The following is a 22,490-nucleotide window of genomic DNA, read 5'->3' on the forward strand; positions in this document are numbered from 1 at the left end:
AAAGATGTATTTATTTTGAATCTTAAAGACGAGGTCTACACCATGGCATTCCAGGTCAAGAACAACATCCACTGGGTCGGCAAGCAGGATTGGGAACTGCGCGAGTTCCACGGCAGCGAATACAGCACCCATCGCGGTTCGAGCTACAACAGCTACCTGATCCGCGAGGAAAAAGTCGCGCTGATCGACACCGTCTGGGCACCGTATGCCGAGGAGTTCGTCGCCAACCTCGCCAAGGAAATCGACCTCGACAAGATCGACTACATCATCGCCAACCACGGCGAGATCGACCACAGCGGCGCGCTGCCGGCGCTGATGGCGCGCATCCCGGACACGCCGATCTACTGCACCGAGAACGGCGTCAAGTCGCTCAAGGGCCACTATCACCAGGACTGGAATTTCAGGGTGGTGAAGACCGGTGACTCGCTTGACCTCGGCAACGGCAAGCAGCTGGTGTTCGTCGAAATGCCGATGCTGCACTGGCCCGACAGCATGGCCACCTACATGACCGGCGACGCGGTGCTGTTCAGCAACGATGCCTTCGGCCAGCACTACGCCAGCGCGCAGATGTTCAACGACCAGTGCGACCAGAACGAGCTGTACGAGGAGTGCATCAAGTACTACGCCAACATCCTCACGCCGTTCAGCCCGCTGGTGACGCGCAAGATCGAGGAAGTGCTGTCGCTCAAGCTGCCGATCGACATGATCGCGACCAGCCACGGCATCATCTGGCGCGACAAGCCGACGCAGATCGTCGAGCAGTACCTGAAGTGGGCCGACGACTATCAGGAAAACCAGATCACGCTGATCTACGACACGATGTGGAACGGCACGCGGATGATGGCCGACGCGATTGCCGAAGGCATCCGCGCCGTCGACCCGGATGTGGTGATCAAGCTCTTCAACCTGTCGAACACCGACAAGAACGACGTGCTCACCCACGTGTTCAAGTCCAAGGCCATCCTCGTCGGCAGCCCGACGATCAACAACGTGATGCTGCCGCACGTCGCCGCGCTGCTCGAAGACATGGAAGGCCTGCGCTTCCGCAACAAGACCGCAGCGGCGTTCGGCACGCACGGCTGGAGCGGCGGCGCGGTGGCGCGGATCGCCAAACGGCTCGGCGAAGCGGGCTTCAAGGTGATCAACGAAGGCATTACCGCCGAATGGCGCCCGACCGACGATGCGCTCGCCAACGCGCGCGAATTCGGCCGGCGCTTTGCCGGCGCGCTCGCTGCACCTGCAGCCGAAGCCACCGGCGGCTGCAGCTGCGCACAAAACGGAAAAATGCGCTGCAAGACCTGCTCGTGGATCTACGACCCGGCCATCGGCGACGCCAACCAGGGCGTGGCCGCCGGTACCGCCTGGGCCGACGTGCCGGACACTTTCCTGTGCCCGACCTGCTTCATGGGCAAGAACGACTTCGTCCCCGCCTGAATCTCCGGGCCGGTACGCCGGCCCGCCCACCGCACAGAGGAAACGCGATGAACCGCCCCATCGTCATCATCGGTAGCGGCCACGCCGGCTACACGCTGGCGCGCGCCTACCGCAAGCTGAACCGGGCCCGGCCGGTCGTCGTCGTCACCGCCGACGACGGCGCCGACTACCCGAAGCCGCAGCTGAGCCACGCCTTCGGCAACGGCGCCAGCGCCGAGCGGCTGATCCGCCAGACCGCCAGCGAGGTCGCTGCAGAGACCGGCATCATGGTGTTGCCGAACACCAAGGTGCAGCGCATCGACTTCGATCAGCAACTGGTCGAACTCGGCAACCGGACCCTCCCCTACGGCGAGCTGGTGCTGGCCGTCGGCGCCCGGCCCCTCATACCGCCGATGACCGGCGATGCCGTCGATGCGGTGCTGACGCTGAACAGCCTCGACGACTACCGGCAATTCCAGACCCGGCTGGCCGATGCCGGTGACGTGCTGGTGATCGGCGGCGGGCTGATCGGCACCGAAATCGCCCACGACATTGCCCGTCACAAGCGGGTGACACTGGTCGACGTCAATGCGCGGGTACTGTCGAAGCAGGCGCCGGCGGTGATCAGCGCCCGGCTGCAGGCGGCACTCGGCGACGTCGATTTCCGTTTCGGCAACCGGGTGACGACGATTGATCACGACGGTGACCGCTTGCGGGCCACGCTGGCCGACGGCGACACACTGAAGATCGACGCCGTCGTCTGCGCCGCCGGGCTGAAACCGCGGCTCGATCTGGCGCAGGGGCTGGACACCGCAGCGGGCATCGTCGTCGATGCACAGTTACGCACGTCGCGCGAGCACGTGTACGCACTCGGCGATTGCGCCGAGATCGACGGCCGCATCCTGCCCTATCTGCAGCCGATCACGCTGTCGGCCAATGCACTGGCGCAGACGCTGGCCGGCACGCCGACCGCGGTTGCCTTCGGGCCGATGCCGGTCGCGGTCAAGACGCCGCGCTATCCGGTACAGCTCGGTGGCATCACCGACGGCGCGCTCGACTGGCAGGTCGACGAGGACGACAGCGGCCTGACCGCGAGGGCGATGCGCGACGGCCGGCTGGTCGGCTATGCGACCGGTGGCGGGCACAACGGCTTCCGGCTGCTGCCGCAGCTGGCGCGCTGAACCCGCCCGGGCCTGCCATCAGCGGCTCACGATCAGCCGCAGCCCGAGCGCGACGAAGATCGTACCGGCGATCCGGTCCAGCCACAGGCCGGCGCGCGGCCGACGGTTCAGCCACTGGCCGACGGCGCCGGAGAAGTAGCCGAGCAGGCCGAACAGCAAGGCAGCCTGCGCGGTGAACACCAGCCCCAGCTGTGCCGTCTGCCAGCCGACGCCACCGCGCGCGGTGATGACGAACTGCGGCAGGAAGGCGAGGAAGAACAGCACGACCTTGGGATTGATCGTGTTGGCGATCAGCCCCTTGCCGAACAGCCGCCACAGTGACTCGGCCAGCGGCTTTGCGCCGTCGACCTGCGCCCCGCCGCGGCTGCGCAGCGCCTGGATACCGAGCCAGACCAGATACAGCCCGCCGCAGATCTTCAGCGCGGTAAAGGCCGGCGGCGACGCCGCGATCAGCGCGCTGATGCCGAGCGCCGCCAGCACCGTATGGCTAAGGCAACCCAGCGCGCAACCGAGCCCGAACACCATGCCCTGACGGCGCCCGCGCGACACGCCGGTGCCAAGCACCATCAGGTTGTCCGGGCCGGGCGATGCGGTGATCAGCATCGCCGCGGCCAGAAAGGCCAGCAATTGTTCGGGGGTAAGCCACATGACGCGCTCCGTTCGACGACAGTCGTCGATCATAAGCCCCCATCGGGGCGAGCGCATCCGTTCGGCCTACGCCGGCTATGGAAAGATCAGCACGGGAATCGGTGCGCGAACCGCAGCGGGCTTCCAGGCAACGCCCTCGATCGCATGGATCAGGCCGCCGGTGTGCTGCTTGCCGATGACCAGCAGGTCGAAGCCGCCCCGCGCGATGACCGCCAGCAACTGCTCGACCTCGTCGCCCCAGCTCACGTCCAGCGCCAGCGGCACGCCGAGCGCATCGGCCTGCCGCTGGATCACGCCGAACTGCGGCGCAACACTCGCCTTGACGCTGGCGATGAAGTCTTCCTCGGACTTGCTCATCACGTTGTCGAGCTGGGCACGGATGACCAGCAGCGTCACCGATGCGCCTGCCGCCTTCGCGATCTGCAACACCTGGGCCGTTGCGGCGTCCGACAGATGCCTGCTGTCGAAATCGACCAGAATCCTGGTGAACATATTGTTCTCCTTGGTGAACTGGCCACGCCGCAGCGTACGGTACTACCTGCTGACGCGCTGGCCGTGCTCGTCAATCACCTTCTCGCCGTCCTCCTTGCTGAACTCGCCCTGCTGCGGCCGGGTCAGCAAGTCGAGCACCAGCTCGGACGGACGGCACAGCTTCGTGCCGAGTTCGGTCACGACGATCGGCCGGTTGATCAGGATCGGGTGCGCAAGCATGAAGTCGATCAACTGGTCGTCGGTCCACTTCGCATCATCCAGCCCCAGCGCGTCGTACGGCGTACCGCTCTTGCGCAGCAGCGCCCGCACGCCGATCCCCATCGCGGCGATCAGCGCCACCAGCTCGTCGCGGCTCGGCGGCGTTTCCAGATAATGGATGACAGTCGGTTCGACACCGCTGTTGCGGATCAGTGCCAGCGTATTGCGCGACGTGCCGCAGGCCGGGTTGTGGTAGATCGTGATCATGCTCGCCCCTCTCTTAATCAATAGTCGTTAATGGACGGTGCCGCGCTCGTACCACGGCTTGCTGGCATTGACGATGCGGACCACCAGCAGCATCACCGGTACCTCGATCAGCACGCCGACCACCGTCGCCAGCGCCGCGCCGGATTCGAAGCCGAACAGGCTGATTGCGGCGGCAACGGCCAGCTCGAAGAAGTTGGACGCACCGATCAGCGCCGACGGACCGGCCACCGAGTGCTTCTCGCCGACCTTGCGGTTGAGCCAGTACGCCAGACCGGCGTTGAAGAACACCTGGATCAGGATCGGCACCGCCAGTAGCGCGATCACCAGCGGCTGGCGGATGATCGCGTCGCCCTGGAAAGCGAACAGCAGCACCAGCGTCGCCAGCAGCGCGGCAATCGACCACGGCTGGATCGTCTGCATCGCAGCGTCGAACGCAGCCTGGCCTTTGGCGAGCAGCACCTTGCGGATGACCTGGGCGATCAGCACCGGGATCACGATATAGAGCACCACCGACGTCAGCAGCGTTGCCCACGGCACGACGATGCTCGACACGCCAAGCAGCAGCCCCACCAGCGGCGCAAACGCGAACACCATGATCAGGTCGTTCAGCGCGACCTGCGACAGCGTGAAGTACGCGTCGCCCTGAGTGAGCCGGCTCCAGACGAAGACCATCGCCGTACACGGCGCCGCGGCGAGCAGGATCAGCCCGGCCACGTAGCTGTCGAGCTGATCCGCCGGCAGCCATTGTGCAAACAGCACGCGGATGAACAGCCAGCCGAGCAGCGCCATCGAGAACGGCTTGACCAGCCAGTTGATGAACAAGGTGACCCCGATGCCCCTGACATGCTCCCTGACCTGATGCAGCGCGCCGAAGTCGATCTTCAGGAGCATCGGGATGATCATCACCCAGATCAGCAGCCCGACCGGCAGGTTGACCCTGGCGACCTCCATCGCGCCGATCGCCCTGAAGACGTGCGGCAGCCCCTGCCCGAGACCGATGCCGACGACGATGCAGGCCAGCACCCAGGCGCTCAGATAGCGCTCGAACAGCGACATCGGTGCAGCGGCGCGCCGGCCGATGACTTCACATTGCGCGGACATCAAATCCCCCTGTTCCAATCACACGCTGCGTTGCAGCGATCGCTTTTCATCTTTAACAGCAGCTGTCATCGCAGGCTTGCGGCTCGACCCCGCAAGGTGCGCCGCCGCAGCAGTTGTCGGTCAGGAAGGCCAGCAGCGCGTTCATCGCCGGATAGCTGGCCGAGTAGTAGATGAAGCGGCCTTCCTGTCTTGAGGCAATCAGCCCGGCATGCGCCAGCTCCTTCAGGTGGAAGGACAGCGTGGCCGGCGCGACGCCGAGCGCCTCGCCGATCCGGCCGACCGCCAGCCCGTCCGGGCCGGCGGTGACGAGCAGCCGGTACACGGCAAGGCGGGTTTCCTGCGCCAGTGCGGCCAGGCGGATGACGGCGTCTTTATTTTCCATATTTCAATAATCATGGAAATATAGAAACAATGCAAGCGGTGGCATTTGTGCGCCAGTCTGGCGCTTACACGCAAACCGGCATCCGGCACTGTCGCCAAGACATTTCTTACAAAATTCATTTATTAGCTTTCTGTTTTTATTGAATTTATTGACCACCAATTAACGAATTCCGATAATCGCGAGCTTGACCCTACTCGCGATCCGACACGTGGACCTCTCCAGCCTGCTCGCATCATTCGCCGCCGCGTTCAATCAGGACCAGCGCCTGTTGTCGCTGCACTTCGCCGAAGGCCGCGGGCCGGTGCCGGAGACGCTGCTGCCGCATGTGCTCGAGGGCGAAGCGGCACTCAGCAAACCCTACGTCTACACGCTGGAGTGCCTGTCGGCCGATGCCGGGCTGGAGCTGAAGTCGCTGCTCGGGCTGGCAGTTGAGGTCGACATCCATGCCGCCGACGGCGGCACGCAGGTGCTGACCGGGGTGGTGAGCAAGGTCAAATCACTGGGCTCGGACGGCGGCTTTGCCCGCTACGGCCTGACGATCGAACCGCCGCTGGCACTGCTGCGGCACCGCAAGACCAGCCGGGTTTTCCAGGACCTTTCGGTGGTCGACATCGTCAAGGCGATCATCGCCGAACATCAGGCGAACAACCCGCTGCTGGCAGCGAGTTTTGCGCTGCAGTTCGATCTGGCCAAGACCTATCCGCCCCGGTCGTATTGTCTGCAGTATCGCGAATCCGATCTCGACTTCATCCAGCGGCTGCTGGCTGAAGAAGGCATTGCCTACCGCTTTGCGTTTGCCGGCGGCGACGCCGCGAAGCAAGCCCCCGGAGGGGGAACGCCTTATACAACCATGATCGGCTTCGACGATCCCTACCAGCTCGACGCCGCGGCACAGTCAAAGGTGCGCTTCCACCGCGCCGACGCGACCGAGGAAGCCGATACAATCACCGGCTGGGATTCGAAGCGCCAGCTCGGCACCAGCAAGGTCAGTCTGGCCAGCTTCGACTACAAGCCGGTCAGCACCTCGACGGCCGACGACGACAGCGCGGTCGACCACGGCGATGGTGGCCGGCAGGCCAGCCAGAGTCTCGAAGACTACGATCCGCAGACGCTGTATTACGGTAGTGACGGTGAGGATTTGGGCCGCTATGCCCAGTTGCGCCAGCAGGCCAACGACAGGCTCAGCAAGCAGTTCAGCGGCGAAGGCACGGTCCGGCAGTTCAACGTCGGCGAATGGTTCCAGCTCGACAACCACCCGGCGCACGACTTCGACGCCCCGGAAGACCGGCAATTCACCATCACCCGCCAACGGGTGCAGGCGCGCAACAACCTGCCGGGCGATCTGGTCAGCCAGCTGTCCAAAGCCGTGCTGGGCAGCCCGGCAGAAACGACCAACCCGGCCAACGACGCGCCGTTCCGCACCGACTTCGACGCCCAGCGCCGCGGCATCCCGCTGACGCCGGACTACCAGCCATACAGCAAACCGACCAGCCGCGGCGTGCAGACTGCCACCGTCGTCGGCCCCCAAGGCGGTTCCGCCGACTCAAACTCGGCCGGCGAAGTCCACACCGACGAGCTCGGCCGCATCAAGGTGCAGTTCCACTGGCAACGGACTCAGGAACACCCCGAGTACGGCGCCAGCCTCGACGACAAGTCCTCCTGCTGGCTGCGCGTTGCCATGCCCTCGGCCGGTGCCGGCTGGGGTCACCAGTTCATTCCCCGGGTCGGTCAGGAAGTACTGGTCGACTTCCTCGAAGGCGACATCGACCGGCCGCTGGTCACCGGCGTCGTCTACAACGGCAGCCACCCGGTGCCGGCCTTCAGCGGTGCCGGCAGCCTGCCGGCCAACAAGACCCTCTCCGGCATCAAGACCAAGGAACACGGTGGTGGTCAGTACGGCGAACTGCTGTTCGACGACACGCAGGGCGAAGTCCGCACCAAGCTCTCGAGCGAACACGGCAAGACCCAACTGAACCAGGGCTTTCTGATCCACCCGCGTTCCGACGGCAAGGGCACGCCAAGAGGCGAAGGCTTCGAACTCCGGACCGACCGGCACGGCGCGATCCGCGCTGGCCAAGGCCTGCTGATCAGCACCGAAGCCGCCAACGGCGCCGGTGGCAACCAGCTCGACCGATCCCAAGCCCAATCGCAACTCGACGCCGCGTTCGAGCTCGCCAGCAGCCTCGGAGAGGTCGCCACCCACCAGCTCGCCGACACCGTCGAAACCGGCCCCGAGACCATCAAGGACAACGCCAAGGCCGCCAAGACCCAACAGGGCCACCTGCACCACCTGAAGGAAGCCTTGGAGAGCTGGGCCAACGGCAGCAACACAGCAAAGGACGGCAAAGGCGATCAACCCGGCCAGCAGGCCCTGATCGTCGTCAGCGCCCCCGCCGGCCTCGCCCAGACCACGCCGAACAGCCAGGCCATCGCCGCCGGCAGCAACCTCGACCTGATCGCCCTGCGCGATACCCAACAAACCTCGGGCCGGCGCTGGATTCACAACGTCGGCGAACACATCAGCCTGTTCGTCTCAGGCGTGAAGGACCAGATCGCGCTGAAACTGATCGCCGCCAAGGGCAAGGTGCAAGTGCAGGCGCAGAGCGACAGCGTCGACATCAACGCAGCAAAAGACCTGGCCAAAACGGCCAACCAGAAAGTTACGGTCAATGCCGGTCAGGAAATTCTGCTGACTTCCGGTGGTGCCTACATTCGCATCAAAGGCGGCAACATCGAGATCCATGCTCCGGGCAAGATCGACGTCAAGGGAGCCAGTCACAGTTTTGATGGTCCAGCGAGCGCAAACAGTGTACTGCCAGCGTTTCCACAAAAGGACCGCAAGAACTTCCTCGAACTGACACACAGCTATCCGGATCTACGCCCTGTTCCAGGAGCTCCGTACGTTGTGCATTTTGCAGACGGCAGCCAATTGCAGGGCAAACTGGATGACAAGGGTTATGCCCGCCTGGAGAACGTGCCTGAAGGCCCGGTCAGCATCTATTACGGCGAAGACCCGCGCCCATACCAGCCCAATGCAGCCTTTCCGCCGAATCCGATCACCGGCGCGCCCAATTCGGTTGAGGATGCGCTGTCTCGACTGGCGAAACGCGAAAAAATGTACGCCGACTTCTGGAGTCAGCAGGCAACCTCTGAGCAGCGCGACTATATCAGCGAACTTAACGGCATGACTGGCGAGCATGAAGACCCACGTACGCCCTTGTCCGATGAGCCTGCGGGTGAAGCACTGGAGGATTTTCTTGATGACGTTCAGCGTGCCGAATTGGCTGCCGCCAAGGAGAGCAAGGCATGAGTTGGCTAAGCAGTTTAAAAAAGGAAGCCGTTAGTTTCCTTAAAGGCGAAAACAACGGTGCCTGGGCCATCTTGGCAGAAAGCGCATTGGGCCTGGTTCCAGGCGTTGGTCAGGCCATCGACGCCAGAGACATTCTCAAGGCGCTGGTCGTGCTGGCCAGTAACCCCACCAGCCCTTCCGGCTGGTTTGACCTGATTACCGCGTTGATCGGGCTGATTCCTGGCGGCGGCGATGCGGTCAAACGCTCACTGCGCGGGGTAAAGGCTGGGGCTTTGTCGCTCGATGGCTTGTTTACCTCCATGCGCAAACTCGGGATTGGCAACCCGGAAAAGTTGCTGGCCGAATGCCTGGATATGGGAAAGCTGAAGAAGTATCTGGATGAAATGCTCGCCAATCCGACGTTGCGCAATATGCTGGATGCCGATACCACGAGGATGCTGGATCGCATTCGCCAAAATATGGCGAAGCAGTTCGATCAGTTCAAGAAGGAAGTGGACGGCTGGATCGCCAAAAGCCGAAACAACGCTGCTGATGCCAACCGCCGCAAACCCACGACACCGGCCAATCAGCAAAAGCCAGAAACACAAATCGTTGGCCAGGAAGGTAGTGCCAGCAGCAAAGCCAAACCGGATCAAGCCGTCACCGGTACCAGCCCGGGCAGTAGGGCCAGCAAAATCGACGCCGGCGACTTGCTGAAAACGCTGGGAAACAAGGCAACCGGGATTCTGGGCGAACACATGGCCGATTATGTCTGCCAGCAACGCTGGGGAGGCTCTGCGCTGCACGATGCAGGTCGGGTAAGCACCAATAAACTCAACGATGCCGGGGAGTTGGTGCAGTTATGGCCAACAACTTTCAGTAAGGCCGGCGTTGCCGCACTACGCGCCCGCGGTCGCGGCATCGACGCTGTCTGGCAGACCGGCGGCAAGACCGGAAAGCCTTACGCCATCGTTGAGGCCAAGGCGAGCGCTAACCCGACGCGGAAGTTGAAGGATCTGCTTGGGGACGCCGCGGATAAGGAAGGGGCCGATGGCCAAGGTCGGCAAAAGAAAAATAAAGCGAAGAATGCGAGAACCACCGGCGCGACCAGCACTGGCAATCCCGGCTTGCCAGAAAAGCCGCAACGCCAAAGCGATGGACGGGTTACGCAGATGAGCAAAGCCTGGGTCGAAAGACGCTTATTGAAATCTGTGGGCTATGCGTTAGCACGAAAAATCAAAGCGGATGGTTATTCACGCCATGTGATGTTTTTTAGCATTCCGCATGCAGGTGGTCATGCGATGTCCTTGACGCGTTGGGTTTCCGGACAAGGACCAAAATCAGACACGCACCGGGCCCATGAAATGACTCGCGAGTGGCGAGATGCCGATATTGAAAAGGTGGCGGATGCCCGGGCCGGCCTGGAAGGGAAGGCACGGGACCAGAGAAATTTTGCCAAGGTTACCCAATGATGAATAAAGATGGTTTTTTGCTGGCGCGTAGGCAGCATTTTTTGAGCTTTGAAGCTTTCCAGGATTTCTTTCTCGTTTGGGATGAATATCACGAATGGTTTTTGCATAATCCACAGGGATCAGGCTCCACCCCCAGAGAAGGCTGGCTACTGTCAAAAAGCACCGTGGCAGAAGACTTGTGGTGTCGACTGAATTTATATTACACGGCGGGCTACCCAATCGATTTGTTGCGTGACGAGCTGGAAGCCTTCGTTCGAGCTCTCGAGGTCTACACAGAAGCGCTGCGCGAATGGCATGGGGACCCTGTTTATCCGCCATTTCTGCTCGCTGAACTCGACCATTACGAGCAGCTGATACAACTGATCGGCCTGTGTTATTTGCTGCACCGCCAGGATTTGCTGCCCCGCATCGCGGCGCTTCAGGATGGCTGGTTTGCCGGTGAAGACGTGCTTTACGAGGACTTTCTGACCTTCGGACTAGCAGACCGGTTTGCGGCAGATGAGTTGTTCCACTTCAAGGCCTACACCGATTTGCACGATGCGCTTTATGCCGAAGAGGAAGGCAAGGCGCAGGCAGAGTCCCACCTGTTGCAATACGTCAAACGCTGGTACAAAACCAGCATGAAGGGACTGCCTTGGCACGATGCCCATCTGGAGCCGAATCAGGCCGGTTACTTCGGTTACTGGTGCTTTGAGGCTGGCGCCGCGGTGCTGCTGCAAGGCCTGGATGACAGCCAATTGCGCGAGTTTCCGTACTACCCCAAGGATATGGTTGATTGGGCCAAGCGCTATCAGGCCGACAGTCCGGTCAACCGGCAAGGACGCTGCGAGGCAGGAAAACCCTGCCCACAAGCAGGCATATGGTGGACGCCAGCCAAGCCAGGTTTACATCGTATGTTTACCTTGGGCGAGCTAATGCCAGACTTTCCTGACTCCAGTTTCGGCGCAACCATTTGGTACCTGAATACGAGTCAGGGCTAGTGCCGGTGCAAGACGATGACCGGGAAAGCGATCCCGCGCGAGATGCAGTAAAAAGGGTGCCCCAAGGGCACCCGTCAATGCGCTCAAACGTGCGGAAGGAAGTCAGCCGACGAACACGCCCTGCTGCTGCAGCTCGCGCAGCGCGTCGGTCGCGGCGGCGATGACGAAGTCGATCTGTTCTTCGGTATGTGCACCGCAGATGAAGTTGACGTCGCGGCGCAGCAGCACGCCGCGGCGGGCCATGGCGGCCTGGAACGGCTGCATCAGCTTGACGTGCTCGGCCGGATCCTTGGCCATCAGGAACAGCGGGATCGGGTCGTAGCCGTAGATGCGCAGCGGCGCGCCGGCCGCTTCGGCAGCAGCGTTGACGCCGGCACGCAGGCGGCGACCCAGCTCGGCGATGCGGGCCACATAGTCGGTTTCGCGGTAGACGCCGATCACCGCCTCGCACACCGCCAGCGACAGCACCTCGCCGCCGAAGGTCGTCGACACCTGTAGTTCGTCCAGCCGGCGCAGATGGCGCTCCGGCCCGGCGATCGCCGACAGCGGCATGCCGGCGGCAATGCCCTTGGACAGGCAGACCATGTCGGCATCGACACCGAAGAATTCCTGTGCGCCGCCCAGCGCCAGACGGAAGCCGGTCACGACTTCGTCGAGGATGAACAGCGTGCCGTTGGCCGTGCACGCGGCGCGGACTTCCTGAACGAATTCGCGGCTCAGCACGCGGTTGTACGGCACCGACAGCAGCACGCACGCGAGCTTGTCGCCCAGTTCGGCGATCTTCGCCAGCAGCGCCGGCTCGTCCGGCGGCGTGAACAGCGGCATGCGCGTGGTGTTGTCGGCCACGGCCTTGGGCACGCCCGGGGTGTCGAACATGAAGTGGTCGTGCCAGCCGTTGTAGCCGACGGTGATGATGTGTTCGCGGCCGGTGATGTGGCGCGACAGGCGCACCGCCGCCGAAGTCGCGTCGGCGCCAGTCTTGAAGAAGCGCGCCATTTCGGCGTTCGGAATGATCTCGACCAGCGCCAGCGTCGCGCTGATTTCGACCTCGGTCGGCAGCGAATGCAGCACGCCGCGGGCCAGATGCGACTGGATCGCGCCGACCACGGCCGGATGGTTGTGGCCCAGCGTATTGGCGGCCAGCCCGCAGATCAGGTCGAGGTACTGGTTGCCGTCGACGTCGTCAACGAGCGCACCCTGCCCGCCGGCGAGGTAGACCGGGAATTCGCCGAGGGCGAACATTTCCGGACGCTTCATCATCGACTGGGTGACGCCGGGGATGAGCTTGCGCGCGGCTTCGAGCATCTGCATCGAGCGCTCGATGTTCAGCGCACCGGTAATGGCACGCGGCAGGGTCGAGGTCTTGCTGGCGACGGTTTCCATGGTTTTTCCTTTGGTGAGTGTGAAGTTATGCGGGAACCGCAGCCGCGCGGTGGACGCGAACCAGAACCCAGAGCAGACCGAGCGCGGCGGTGCTGGTCGTCACGGCAAGCCAGCCGACGGTGCCGAAGCCCTGCAGCGCACCGTTAGGGGCCACGACGATCATCTGGCCGGCAACCCAGGCGCCAAGGCCCGACGCACCGTCGCTGGCGGCGATGTTGACCGCGAGAAAACGGCCGCGCAGTTGCGGCGGCACCATGCCGGTCAGCAGCGCCATGGCCGGAATCGCCCGGCCGGACGTCAGCACCATGAAGGCAACGAAGACCGGCAGCACCAGCCACAGCGGCGACGGCGGCAGGTGGCTGAAGGCGAGGTGCGGCACCATGCTGGCGAGCAGCAGGCCGACCAGCACCTGCGCCTTGCCGAAGCGGTCGACGAGCTTGCCGATCCGCGGCATTGCAAACAGCGTCGCCGCGCCGGCCGCGCAGTACAGCCACGGCAGCGTATCGAAGGCGATGCCGACATTGCCGACCAGATAGGCGCCGAGGTACGGGATCAGCAGGAAGCTGGCAAAAACGACGATGAACGTCAGCAACCAGCCCAGCGGCAGCCCCGGCATGCGCCAGATTTCGCCGAGGCCGCTGCGCGGCGTCCGGGCATCCAGATGGCCCTTGATCGCCGGCAGCCGCCACGCCAGCAGCGCCCAGAACACCGCCGCCAGCGCCGCCACGCCCCAGAACGGCAGGCGCCAGCCGCCCATCGCCGCCAATGCAAGGCCCACCGGCACACCGGCGACGGCGCAGATGCCGAACGCCGACATCACCGTGCCGATGGCCTGGCCGCGGCGCTGCGGCGGAATCACGTCGGCGACGATGGTCATCACCACCGCGCCTATCAGCCCGGCGCAGCCGCCGGCGACAAAGCGCGCCGCCATCAGCCAGCGGTAGTCCGGCGCCAGCGCGCACGCCGCCGTGGCCGCGATGAAGCCGGCGTACAGCAGCAGCAGGGTCGGCTTGCGGTCGAAGCGGTCGAGCCAGAAGGCGCCGAGCACGCCCATCAGCGCCGACGCGAAGGTATACGCCGACACCAGCAGGCCGAACTGGCCGGCGTCGATGCCGAACGCCGGCATCAGCTCGGGTGCCAGCGGCATCAGGATCATGAAATCGAGGATATGGCTGAACTGCAACGCAGCCAGCAGCCACAGCAGCTGCTTTTCCTGCCGGGGTTCGAGCGGGGACATCGGTCTTTCCTGGTTTGGCGGGCGGCCCGCGGATTGTTCGTCGCCTGGTGCCGTGCTGGTTCCGCCAGCGCCGGCAGCAGCAGCCCGGCCAGCATGCAGCGAACCGGAAGCGATAAGAAGACGTAAATGCGAATCAATTGCGTTTCGCAAACAAAAAATTCCGTACGGCAAAAGTCCCGGGCAAGGTTTTCGGGCATCGTTATGCCGGTCGGATACAAAACCAATAATGATTTTCATTATTAATTAAATAGCAACACATCTACCGCTGCCCACCGTCGGGTCAACCGACCCGGGCCGGCCCGCACCTGCGTCCGGCCTCCCCGAAGCCTTGCGAGGACGCCATGAATTCCAAGCTGCTCGACTCCCCCATCCCCGCCGCACTCGATGCCCCGGTCGCCGCCAATGCCCTGCTGGACAACTACGGCGACGACGCGACCTTCTTCTTCGCGTCACCGCGGCTCACCTTCCTCGGCCACGGCCTGCATGCCCGGCTGCGCTCGCCGGGCCGCGAGGCACTGCTCGCGCACCAGGTCGGCGAGCTGTTCGCCAGCGCCAGGCAGGCCGGGATCGCCGCACCGGTGCTCGCCGGTGCGCTGCCCTTCGACGCCGACGACGCCGCCGTGCTGTTCGTCCCGGAAAGGACGCACCGCGCCGGCCGGCTCGCGCATGCGCAGATCCGCGCCGCCGCACCGCGACCGCTGCACGGCCGGATCCGCCAGGTGCCCGAGGCCGCCGTTTACCACCACGCCGTCGACGAGGCACTGCGCCGGTTCGCAACGACGGCGCTCGAAAAGGTCGTGCTGTCCCGCGCGCTCGAGGTCCACGCGCCGGGCGGCATCGACGTGCGCGCGCTGCTGACGCAACTGGCGGCGCACAACCCCAACGGCTTCACCTTCGCGCTCGACCTGTTCGAGCGTGGCGGCCACAGCATCCACCGGCCGCTGCGGCTGATGGGCGCCAGCCCCGAGCTGCTGGTGTCGCGTCACGGCCGCACGCTGACCGCCAACCCGATCGCCGGCACCCTGCCGCGCAGCAAGGATCCGGTCGAGGACGAAGCGCGCGGCCACTCGCTGCTGGCCTCCGCCAAGGACCTGCACGAGCACGCGCTGGTTGTCGACGCCGTCGCGAAGTCGCTGGCGCCGCTGTGCCGGACGCTGGTCGTACCGCCGAGGCCGTCGCTGATCAAGACCGCGACCTTGTGGCATTTGTCGACGCTGGTGCACGGCGAAGTCGCCGACCCGGCGACCAGCGCGCTCGATCTGGCGCAGGCGCTGCACCCGACGCCGGCGGTCTGCGGCCACCCGCGCGCGCTGGCGCATGCGGCGATCCGCGAGCTGGAGCCGTTCGAGCGCGGCCTGTTCACCGGCATGGTCGGCTGGCTCGACGAGACCGGCGACGGCGAATGGGCGGTGACGATACGCTGCGCCGAGGTCGATGCCGACAAGGTCCGGCTGTTCGCCGGTGCCGGCATCGTCCCGGCATCGACACCGGAGAGCGAGCTGAATGAGACCGCCGCCAAGTTCCGCACCATGCTCAATGCGATGGGGCTCGACGTGCCGCTGGAGGACCTGCTGTGAGCACCGCCCTCCTCGACGGCTTCACGCCGTGGCCGGCCGACGTGGCCGAGCGCTACCGCGAACTCGGCTACTGGCGCGGCGAAACGCTCGGCGCCATGCTCGCCCGCGTTGCCCGGCAATACCCGAGCCGCACCGCGCTGATCTGCGGCAGGCGCCACATCTCGTACCGCTATCTCGACGAGCGCGCCGGCCAGCTCGCCGCTGGCTTCGCCCGGCTCGGCATCGCGCCGCAGGACCGGGTGATCGTGCAGTTGCCGAACGTCGCCGAGTTCTTCATCGCCTGCTTCGCGCTGTTCCGCCTCGGCGCGATTCCGGTCATGGCGCTGCCGGCGCACCGCGGCGCCGAGATCGGCTTCTTTGCCGAAACCACCGGCGCGACCGCCTACGTGATCGCCGACCGCCACGGCGGCTTCGACTACCGGACGCTGGCGCGCGACGTGCAGGCACGCAGCCCGGCGCTGCGCCATGTGGTCGTCGTTGGCGACGCCGGCGAATTCACCGACCTCGACACGCTGTACGCCGACGCCGTGCCGCTGGCCGCGGTCGATGCGTCGCAGGTCGCGCTGATGCAGCTCTCGGGCGGCAGTACCGGCACGCCGAAGCTGATCCCGCGCACCCACAACGACTACCTGTACAGCGTGCAGGAGAGCGCGACGATCTGCGGCTTCGACGCCGAAACCGTCTACCTCGCCGCGCTGCCGGTGTCGCACAACTTCCCGCTGTCGTCACCGGGCACGCTCGGCACCCTGTGCGCCGGCGGCACCGTCGTGCTGGCGCGCGATCCGTCGCCGGAAACCGCGTTTCCGCTGATCGCCACGCACCAGGTCAGCGTCACCGCGCTGGTCCCGGCGCTGGCGCTGCTGTGGCTGCAGGCCGCGCCGCAGCACGCGCCGCTGACGTCGCTGCAGATGCTGCAGGTCGGCGGCGCGCGGCTGTCGGTCGAGGCGGCGCGCAAGGTCAGGCCGCTGCTCGGCTGCCAGTTGCAGCAGGTCTTCGGCATGGCCGAGGGCCTCGTCAACTACACCCGCAAGGACGACCCCGAGGACCTGGTGATCCAGACCCAGGGCAGCCCGATCTCGCCGCACGATGAAGTACGCGTCGTCGACGACAACGACGCCGACGTGAAGCATGGCGAAACCGGCCACCTGCTCACCCGCGGCCCGTACACGATCCGCGGCTACTACAAGGCGGCCGAGCACAATGCCCGCGCATTCACCGCCGACGGTTTCTACCGCACCGGCGACCGCGTCCGGCTGACGCCGGAGGGCCATATCGTCGTCGAAGGCCGCAGCAAGGACCAGATCAACCGCGGCGGCGAAAAGATCGCCGCCGAAGAGGTCGAGAACCACCTGCTGTCGCACCCGCAGGTCCGCAACGCCGCGCTGGTCGCGATGCCGGACGACTGGCTCGGCGAAAAAAGCTGCGCCTTCGTCGAGCTGTCCGCACCGAGCGAGACGCCGGTGCTGCGGCTCGCGCTGCAGCTCAAGACCCACCTGCAGGGCCGCGGCCTTGCAGCGTACAAGATTCCCGATCGCATCGAGTTTGTCGACGCCCTGCCGCTGACCGCGCTGGGCAAGGTCAGCAAGGAAGCGCTGCGCCGCCAGCTCGTTCAACCCGTCCAATCCGCATAAAAACACCAGAGACCGTCATGGCCATTCCCCGCATTGCCTCGTACCCGCTGCCGACCGCCGCCGACCTGCCGGCGGGCAAGGTGAACTGGACACCCGACGCCGGCCGCGCCGTGCTGCTGGTCCACGACATGCAGCAGTACTTCGTCGACTTCTACGACCGCGCGCAGGCGCCGGTACCCGAGCTGGTCGCCGGCATCCGCGCACTCATCACCCGCTGCCGCGCGCTCGGCATCCCGGTCGCCTACACCGCACAGCCGGGCAACCAGGACCCGGCCGACCGCGCGCTGCTCACCGACTTCTGGGGCACCGGCCTCGCCGCCGATCCCAGGCTGACCGACATCATTGCCGAACTGGCGCCGACGCCGATCGACACCGTCTTCACCAAGTGGCGCTACAGCGCATTCAAGCGCAGCAACTTCGAGCGCTGGATTGCGGACGCCGGCCGCGACCAGTTGATCATCTGCGGCGTCTACGCGCACATCGGCTGCCTGTCGACGGCGCTCGAAGCGTTCATGCTCGACATCCAGCCCTTCCTCGTCGCCGACGCCGTGGCCGACTTCTCGCGCGACGAGCACCTGATGGCGCTGAACTACGCCGCCGGCCGCTGCGCCAGTGTCACCACGCTGGCCGACACGCTGGCCGCGCTGCCGCTGCCGGCGCTGAGCGCCGATCTGGTCCGCAGCGATGTCGCCGCGCAGATGGGCCTTACCACGGCCGACCTGCAGGACGACGATAACCTGCTGCTGCTCGGTCTCGACTCGATCCGGCTGATGGCGCTGATCGAGCGCTGGCGCGCGCTCGGCGCCGACGTCGGCTTCGTCGATCTGGCCGAAACGCCGACGCTGGCCGCGTGGACCGCAAGGCTGTGCGGCGAGGTCGCCCATGCCTGAACATGAAGTGATTCCACCCGCCGCCCTGCCACTGAGCGAGGCGCAGCTCGGCATCTGGCTCGGCCAGCAACGCGCCGGCTTCGACAGCACCGTCTACCACGCCGCCGAGGCGCTGATCCTCGACGGCCCGCTCGACGTCGCCGCGTTCACGCAGGCGCTGGCGGCAACGCTGGCCGAGGCCGATGCACTGCACGTGCGCTTCGTCGAGATCGACGGCCAGCCCGCACAGCAAGGCGGCGTGGCGCCGCGCGCGCTGCGGGTCCGCGATTTCGACGGCGACGCCGGTGCCGAAGATGGCGCACTGGCCGCCGCCTTCGACGCCGAACTCGTCAAACCGTTTTCACTCGCCGACGGCCACCTGTACGACCACGTGCTGTTCAAGCTCGGCCCGCAGCGGCACGCCTGGCTGCAGCGCGCCCACCATATCGCGCTCGACGGCTACGCCTTCAACCTGATCGCCCGCCGCGTCAGCGAACACTACCGCGCGCTGACCGGCGCCCAGCCACTGTCGGCCAACGGCTTTGCGGCCATGGCGCCGGTACTCGCCGAAGAGGCCGCGTATCAGCGCGGCGCACTCGCCACCGACCGCGACCACTGGCTGGCCACGCTGGCCGGCGCGGCCGAGCCGGTGTCGCTGTCGAGCCGCACGCCCGCCGCCCTGGCACGCGGCCTGCGCACCGGTGGCCGTCTGCCCGATGCGCTCGCCACCCGCCTGAAACAGCGCGCCCGCGAGTTTGCCGTCGACTGGCCCGAACTGCTGCTCGCCGTCGTTGCCGGCTGGCTGCAGCGCGAGCGCGGCGGCGTCGAGGTCACGCTCGGCCTGCCGGTGATGCTGCGGCTGGGTTCGGCAGCGCTGCGCGTACCGTGCATGGCGATGAACATCGTGCCGCTGCGCGCCGCCACGCCGGCCAGCGCCGACCTGCACACGCTGGCGCAGACGACGAAAGCGGCCATGGCCGGCGCGCGCCGCCACCAGCGCTACCGCTACGAGCGGCTGCGCCACGACCTCGCCGCGTCGGACCGGCACCCGGCCCGGCCGTTCGGCACCGTCGTCAACATCATGCCGTTCGACTATCCGCTGGCCTTCGGCGACTGCGCCGCCAGCGTGCACAATGTGTCTGCCGGCCCGGTCGACGACCTGTCGCTGGCCATCTACGTGCGCGGCGACGCACTGCACCTCGACCTCGACGGCCACCCGGAGCGTTACGACCCGGCCACGCTGCTCCGCCATCGCGACACGCTGCTGTCGCTGCTGGAGAACTGGCTGGCGCTGCCGCAGACCGCGCTCGCCGACTGGCCGGGCGCGCCGTGCGTGCTGCACGGCGAGCCGCTGTCGCAAGCTGCGGACAACGTCCCGGCGCGGATCGCCCGGCAGGCGGCCGAACAACCCGCCGCCATCGCGCTGGTCGACGGGCCGCTGACCTACAGCTACGCCGCACTGCACCTGGCCGCGCTGCGGCTGGCCGGCCGGCTGGCCGCGGCCGGCGTCGTCCGCGGCGATCTGGTCGCGACGCGCCTGCCGCGCGGCGCCCAGGCGGTGATCGCGCTGCTGGCGATCCATTACGCCGGTGCCGGCTATGTCGCGCTCGACCCGAGCCACCCGGCGGCGCGGCATCAGGCGGTGCTCGATCAGGTCATGCCGCGCGTGCTGATCGCCGACGGGCCGGTCGACGGAATCGCCTTGCCGGCGGCGACGATGCTGCTGCAGCCGGCGGCCAATCCCCACGACATGGCGCTGGCCGACGCGGTCGAACTGCCCGAACCGCTTGTCACCGGCAACGACGACCCGGCCTACCTCGTGTTCACCTCGGGCTCGACCGGCGCCCCCAAGGGCGTCGAAATCCGCCACGGCGCGCTGGCGCACTTCGTCGCCGCGGCCGCCCAGCGCTACGGCATCACCGCTGCCGACCGCGTGCTGCAGTTCGCACCGCTGACCTTCGACGCCAGCGTCGAGGAAATCTTCGTCACGCTCGCGCTCGGCGCCACGCTGGTGATCCGCGACGATGCGATGCTCGAATCGATGGGCGATTTCCTCGCCGCGTGCGGCCGCGAGCACATCACGCTGCTCGATCTGCCGACGGCGTTCTGGCACGAGCTCGCCTACAGCCTGGCCACGCAATCGCTGGCGCTGCCGGCGAGTTTGCGCACGGTGATCATCGGCGGCGAAGCGGCGCAGGCCGAGCGGCTGGCGCAATGGCGGGCCGCAGCCGGTGACCGTATCCGGCTGTTCAACACCTACGGCCCGAGCGAATCGACCGTGGTCGCGACCAGTGCCGACGTCTCGGACTGGCGCGCAGCCGGCGACACGGCCGTGGCCATCGGCACGCCGCTGCCGGGGCTTGCCGCGGTGCTGCTCGATGCGGACGGATCGGCGCTGCGGGGCCATGACGTCGAAGGCGAGCTTTACCTGATCGGCCCGACCCTGGCTGCCGGTTATTACGGCCGCACCGATCTGAGCGACGAACGCTTCGTCACGCTGGCCGCCCTGCCCGGCGCGCCACGCGCCTACCGGACCGGCGACCGTGTCCGCTGCCTGAACGGCGTGCTCTACTTCGCCGGCCGCGTCGACGACGAGTTCAAGATCAGTGGCTACCGTGTCTCGCCGGTCGAAATCGAAGCCGCGCTGCTGCGCCACCCGCAACTGGTCGCCGTGGCGGTGCTCGGCCGGACGCGGTCCGACGGCAACAAGCAGCTGGTCGCCCATGTCGTCACCGGTGGCCCCCGCGCCGGCGAGATCGACACCGCCGGCCTGCGCGCCTTCCTTGCCGAAACCTTGCCGGCGGCGATGATCCCGACGGTATTCCGCTTCGCCGATGCGCTGCCGAAAAACGCCAGCGGCAAGATCGACCGCAAGGCGCTGGCTACGCTCGAACCCGCCGCGCCGGCCGCCGCCGCCGTCGACGACCCGCTGCTGGCCACGGTGCTGGCCGTGTGGTCGCAGATTCTCGGCATCTCGCCGGTTTCGCCGGACGCCGACTTCTTCGGCCTCGGCGGCCAGAGCCTGCAGATGATCCAGGTCGCCAACCGGCTCAGCGGCGAACTGAAGCGCCCGGTGCAGGTCGCCACGCTGTTCCGTCATCCGACGCCGGCCGGGCTTGCCCGGGCGCTGGCGGACGGCGACACGATCGCGCAAACCGGCATCAGCGCGGCGATGCTCGCCGACGCCGACGTCCCCGCGCACTGGTTCGAGTCCGCTTCTCCGGCTGTCAGCACCCCGGCAGTGGCGGCGCTGCCACGCCGCATCCTGCTGACCGGCTGCACCGGCTTCGTCGGCGCCCACCTGCTCGACCGCCTGCTGCGCGAAAGCGGCGCAAGCATCGTCTGCCTCGTCCGCGCCGGCAGCGATGGCGAAGCGCTCGAGCGCGTTCATGTCGCACTGGCCCGCCACGGGCTGTCGCGGCCGCTGCCGGCCGGGCGGATCGTCGCGATCGCCGCCGATCTCGCTGCGCCGCAGCTGGGGCTGGACAATGCCCGGTTTGCCGAACTGGCCGGCTCGGTCGACGCAATCTGGCACAACGCCGCACAGGTCAGCGTCGTCCGCGACTACCAGAGCCTGCGCGCCGCCAACGTCGGCGCCACGCGCGAGCTGGTCCGGCTGGCCGCGCCGCGCCGCGTGCCGCTGCACTACATCTCGACACTGGCCGTCGCGCAGCCGCTGGCGCTTTCGCCCGAAGCGTTTGAACGTTTCGTGCCGGCCCACCGTGGCCTGGCCGACGGTTACCAGCAGAGCAAGTGGCTGTCCGAGCACGTACTGGAGAACGCGGCCACACACGGCCTGCCGGTCGCCGTGTACCGGCTCGGCCGCGTCGTCGGCCCGCGTGGCCGGCCGTGGGTCAATCCGCAGGACCTGGTCTGGCGCATCGTGCGCGCGTCGGTGCGCGCCGGCTGCGCACCGGACTTCAGCGTCGACGAGGTCTGGACGCCGGTCGACGTTGTCGCCGATACCGTCGTCCGGCTGGCGACAAACGGCTCGGCCCGGCAAGGCGGCGTCTACCAGCTGGCGTGCAACGGCATGGTCAGCCTGGCCGAGGTATTCGCCGCGCTGACGGTGTTCGGCTACGCGCTCGAACGCTGCAGCATGCCCGAGTGGCTGACGCGCGTTGCGCTGCACGCCGACGAGGACGACCGCGCGACGCTGTCGTTCTTCGAAACGCGCACCAGCAACGACGTGCTGCGCATGGGGCCGATCCGCCATGAGCGCATCCTCGCGCTGCTGCCCGACGCCGACGCGGCACCCGTCGACGCCGGCACGCTGTTCGCCTACTTCGGCCAGGCGGTCGCCAGCGGGCTGTTGCCGGCGCCGGCATCGCAGCCGGCCTGAGCGATCGGCCCGGGCGCGGGCCGGCCGA

The 22,490-nt window shown here is 66.4% G+C and carries 16 protein-coding genes; 9 read left to right on the top strand and 7 right to left on the bottom strand.

Features of this window, described 5'->3' with window-relative positions:
- The first annotated feature begins 42 nt into the window (after positions 1–42).
- Positions 43–1,434 carry an anaerobic nitric oxide reductase flavorubredoxin gene (gene norV, locus BJP62_RS04265; RefSeq protein ID WP_070526947.1) on the top strand — a complete coding sequence of 464 codons (1,392 nt, stop codon included), beginning with the start codon at positions 43–45 and terminating at the stop codon, positions 1,432–1,434.
- Positions 1,435–1,481: 47 nt separating this feature from the next.
- Positions 1,482–2,594: an FAD-dependent oxidoreductase gene (locus tag BJP62_RS04270; protein ID WP_070526950.1), complete on the top strand. Its 1,113-nt coding sequence runs from the start codon at positions 1,482–1,484 to the stop codon at positions 2,592–2,594.
- Positions 2,595–2,612: 18 nt separating this feature from the next.
- Here BJP62_RS04270 and BJP62_RS04275 read toward each other — a convergent pair whose 3' ends face one another.
- From BJP62_RS04275 to BJP62_RS04295, 5 genes are all read right to left on the bottom strand, one after another.
- Positions 2,613–3,242 carry a LysE family translocator gene (locus BJP62_RS04275; protein WP_070526952.1) on the bottom strand — a complete coding sequence of 210 codons (630 nt, stop codon included), beginning with the start codon at positions 3,240–3,242 and terminating at the stop codon, positions 2,613–2,615.
- Positions 3,243–3,317: 75 nt separating this feature from the next.
- Positions 3,318–3,734, bottom strand: a complete 417-nt coding sequence (locus BJP62_RS04280; protein ID WP_070526955.1) for a universal stress protein — start codon at positions 3,732–3,734, stop codon at positions 3,318–3,320.
- Positions 3,735–3,776: 42 nt separating this feature from the next.
- Positions 3,777–4,199, bottom strand: coding sequence for a glutaredoxin-dependent arsenate reductase (gene arsC, locus BJP62_RS04285; protein WP_070526958.1), 423 nt, complete (start codon positions 4,197–4,199; stop codon positions 3,777–3,779).
- 27 nt (positions 4,200–4,226) lie between these two features.
- Positions 4,227–5,300, bottom strand: coding sequence for an ACR3 family arsenite efflux transporter (arsB, locus tag BJP62_RS04290; RefSeq protein WP_070526961.1), 1,074 nt, complete (start codon positions 5,298–5,300; stop codon positions 4,227–4,229).
- A gap of 52 nt (positions 5,301–5,352) precedes the next feature.
- Positions 5,353–5,682 (bottom strand): helix-turn-helix transcriptional regulator, encoded by a 330-nt coding sequence (locus tag BJP62_RS04295; protein ID WP_070526964.1) that lies wholly within the window; start codon positions 5,680–5,682, stop codon positions 5,353–5,355.
- Positions 5,683–5,890: 208 nt separating this feature from the next.
- Between BJP62_RS04295 and BJP62_RS04300 the strand changes: the two genes are divergently transcribed.
- The 3 genes from BJP62_RS04300 to BJP62_RS04310 are packed head-to-tail and all read left to right on the top strand — an operon-like array spanning position 5,891 to position 11,423.
- On the top strand, positions 5,891–8,992 hold the full coding sequence (locus BJP62_RS04300) for a type VI secretion system Vgr family protein (protein ID WP_083300699.1): 3,102 nt from the start codon (positions 5,891–5,893) through the stop codon (positions 8,990–8,992).
- Complete coding sequence (locus tag BJP62_RS04305; RefSeq protein WP_070526967.1) at positions 8,989–10,443, top strand: hypothetical protein; 1,455 nt, start codon at positions 8,989–8,991, stop codon at positions 10,441–10,443. Before BJP62_RS04300 ends, BJP62_RS04305 begins: the two co-directional genes overlap by 4 nt.
- Positions 10,440–11,423 (top strand): PoNe immunity protein domain-containing protein, encoded by a 984-nt coding sequence (locus BJP62_RS04310; RefSeq protein WP_205700957.1) that lies wholly within the window; start codon positions 10,440–10,442, stop codon positions 11,421–11,423. Before BJP62_RS04305 ends, BJP62_RS04310 begins: the two co-directional genes overlap by 4 nt.
- Positions 11,424–11,525: 102 nt before the next feature.
- Here BJP62_RS04310 and mxcL read toward each other — a convergent pair whose 3' ends face one another.
- Complete coding sequence (gene mxcL, locus BJP62_RS04315; protein ID WP_070526970.1) at positions 11,526–12,806, bottom strand: myxochelin B biosynthesis transaminase MxcL; 1,281 nt, start codon at positions 12,804–12,806, stop codon at positions 11,526–11,528.
- Between the two features lie 25 nt (positions 12,807–12,831).
- Positions 12,832–14,043, bottom strand: coding sequence for a myxochelin export MFS transporter MxcK (gene mxcK, locus BJP62_RS04320; RefSeq protein ID WP_070526973.1), 1,212 nt, complete (start codon positions 14,041–14,043; stop codon positions 12,832–12,834).
- Positions 14,044–14,384: 341 nt separating this feature from the next.
- Between mxcK and BJP62_RS04325 the strand changes: the two genes are divergently transcribed.
- From BJP62_RS04325 to BJP62_RS04340, 4 genes are read left to right on the top strand one after another with little or no spacing between them, the layout of a single operon-like run.
- The gene (locus BJP62_RS04325; RefSeq protein ID WP_070526976.1) at positions 14,385–15,620 is read left to right on the top strand and encodes an isochorismate synthase; all 1,236 of its coding nucleotides are present in this window, start codon (positions 14,385–14,387) and stop codon (positions 15,618–15,620) included.
- Positions 15,617–17,251, top strand: coding sequence for a (2,3-dihydroxybenzoyl)adenylate synthase (locus BJP62_RS04330; protein WP_070526979.1), 1,635 nt, complete (start codon positions 15,617–15,619; stop codon positions 17,249–17,251). Before BJP62_RS04325 ends, BJP62_RS04330 begins: the two co-directional genes overlap by 4 nt.
- Before the next feature lie 17 nt (positions 17,252–17,268).
- Positions 17,269–18,141, top strand: coding sequence for an isochorismatase family protein (locus BJP62_RS04335; RefSeq protein WP_070526982.1), 873 nt, complete (start codon positions 17,269–17,271; stop codon positions 18,139–18,141).
- Positions 18,134–22,462 carry a non-ribosomal peptide synthetase gene (locus BJP62_RS04340; protein WP_070526985.1) on the top strand — a complete coding sequence of 1,443 codons (4,329 nt, stop codon included), beginning with the start codon at positions 18,134–18,136 and terminating at the stop codon, positions 22,460–22,462. The genes BJP62_RS04335 and BJP62_RS04340 overlap by 8 nt, the downstream gene beginning before the upstream one ends.
- Positions 22,463–22,490 lie beyond the last annotated feature (28 nt).

It is taken from the genome of Jeongeupia sp. USM3 (assembly GCF_001808185.1).
GTDB lineage: Bacteria > Pseudomonadota > Gammaproteobacteria > Burkholderiales > Chitinibacteraceae > Jeongeupia.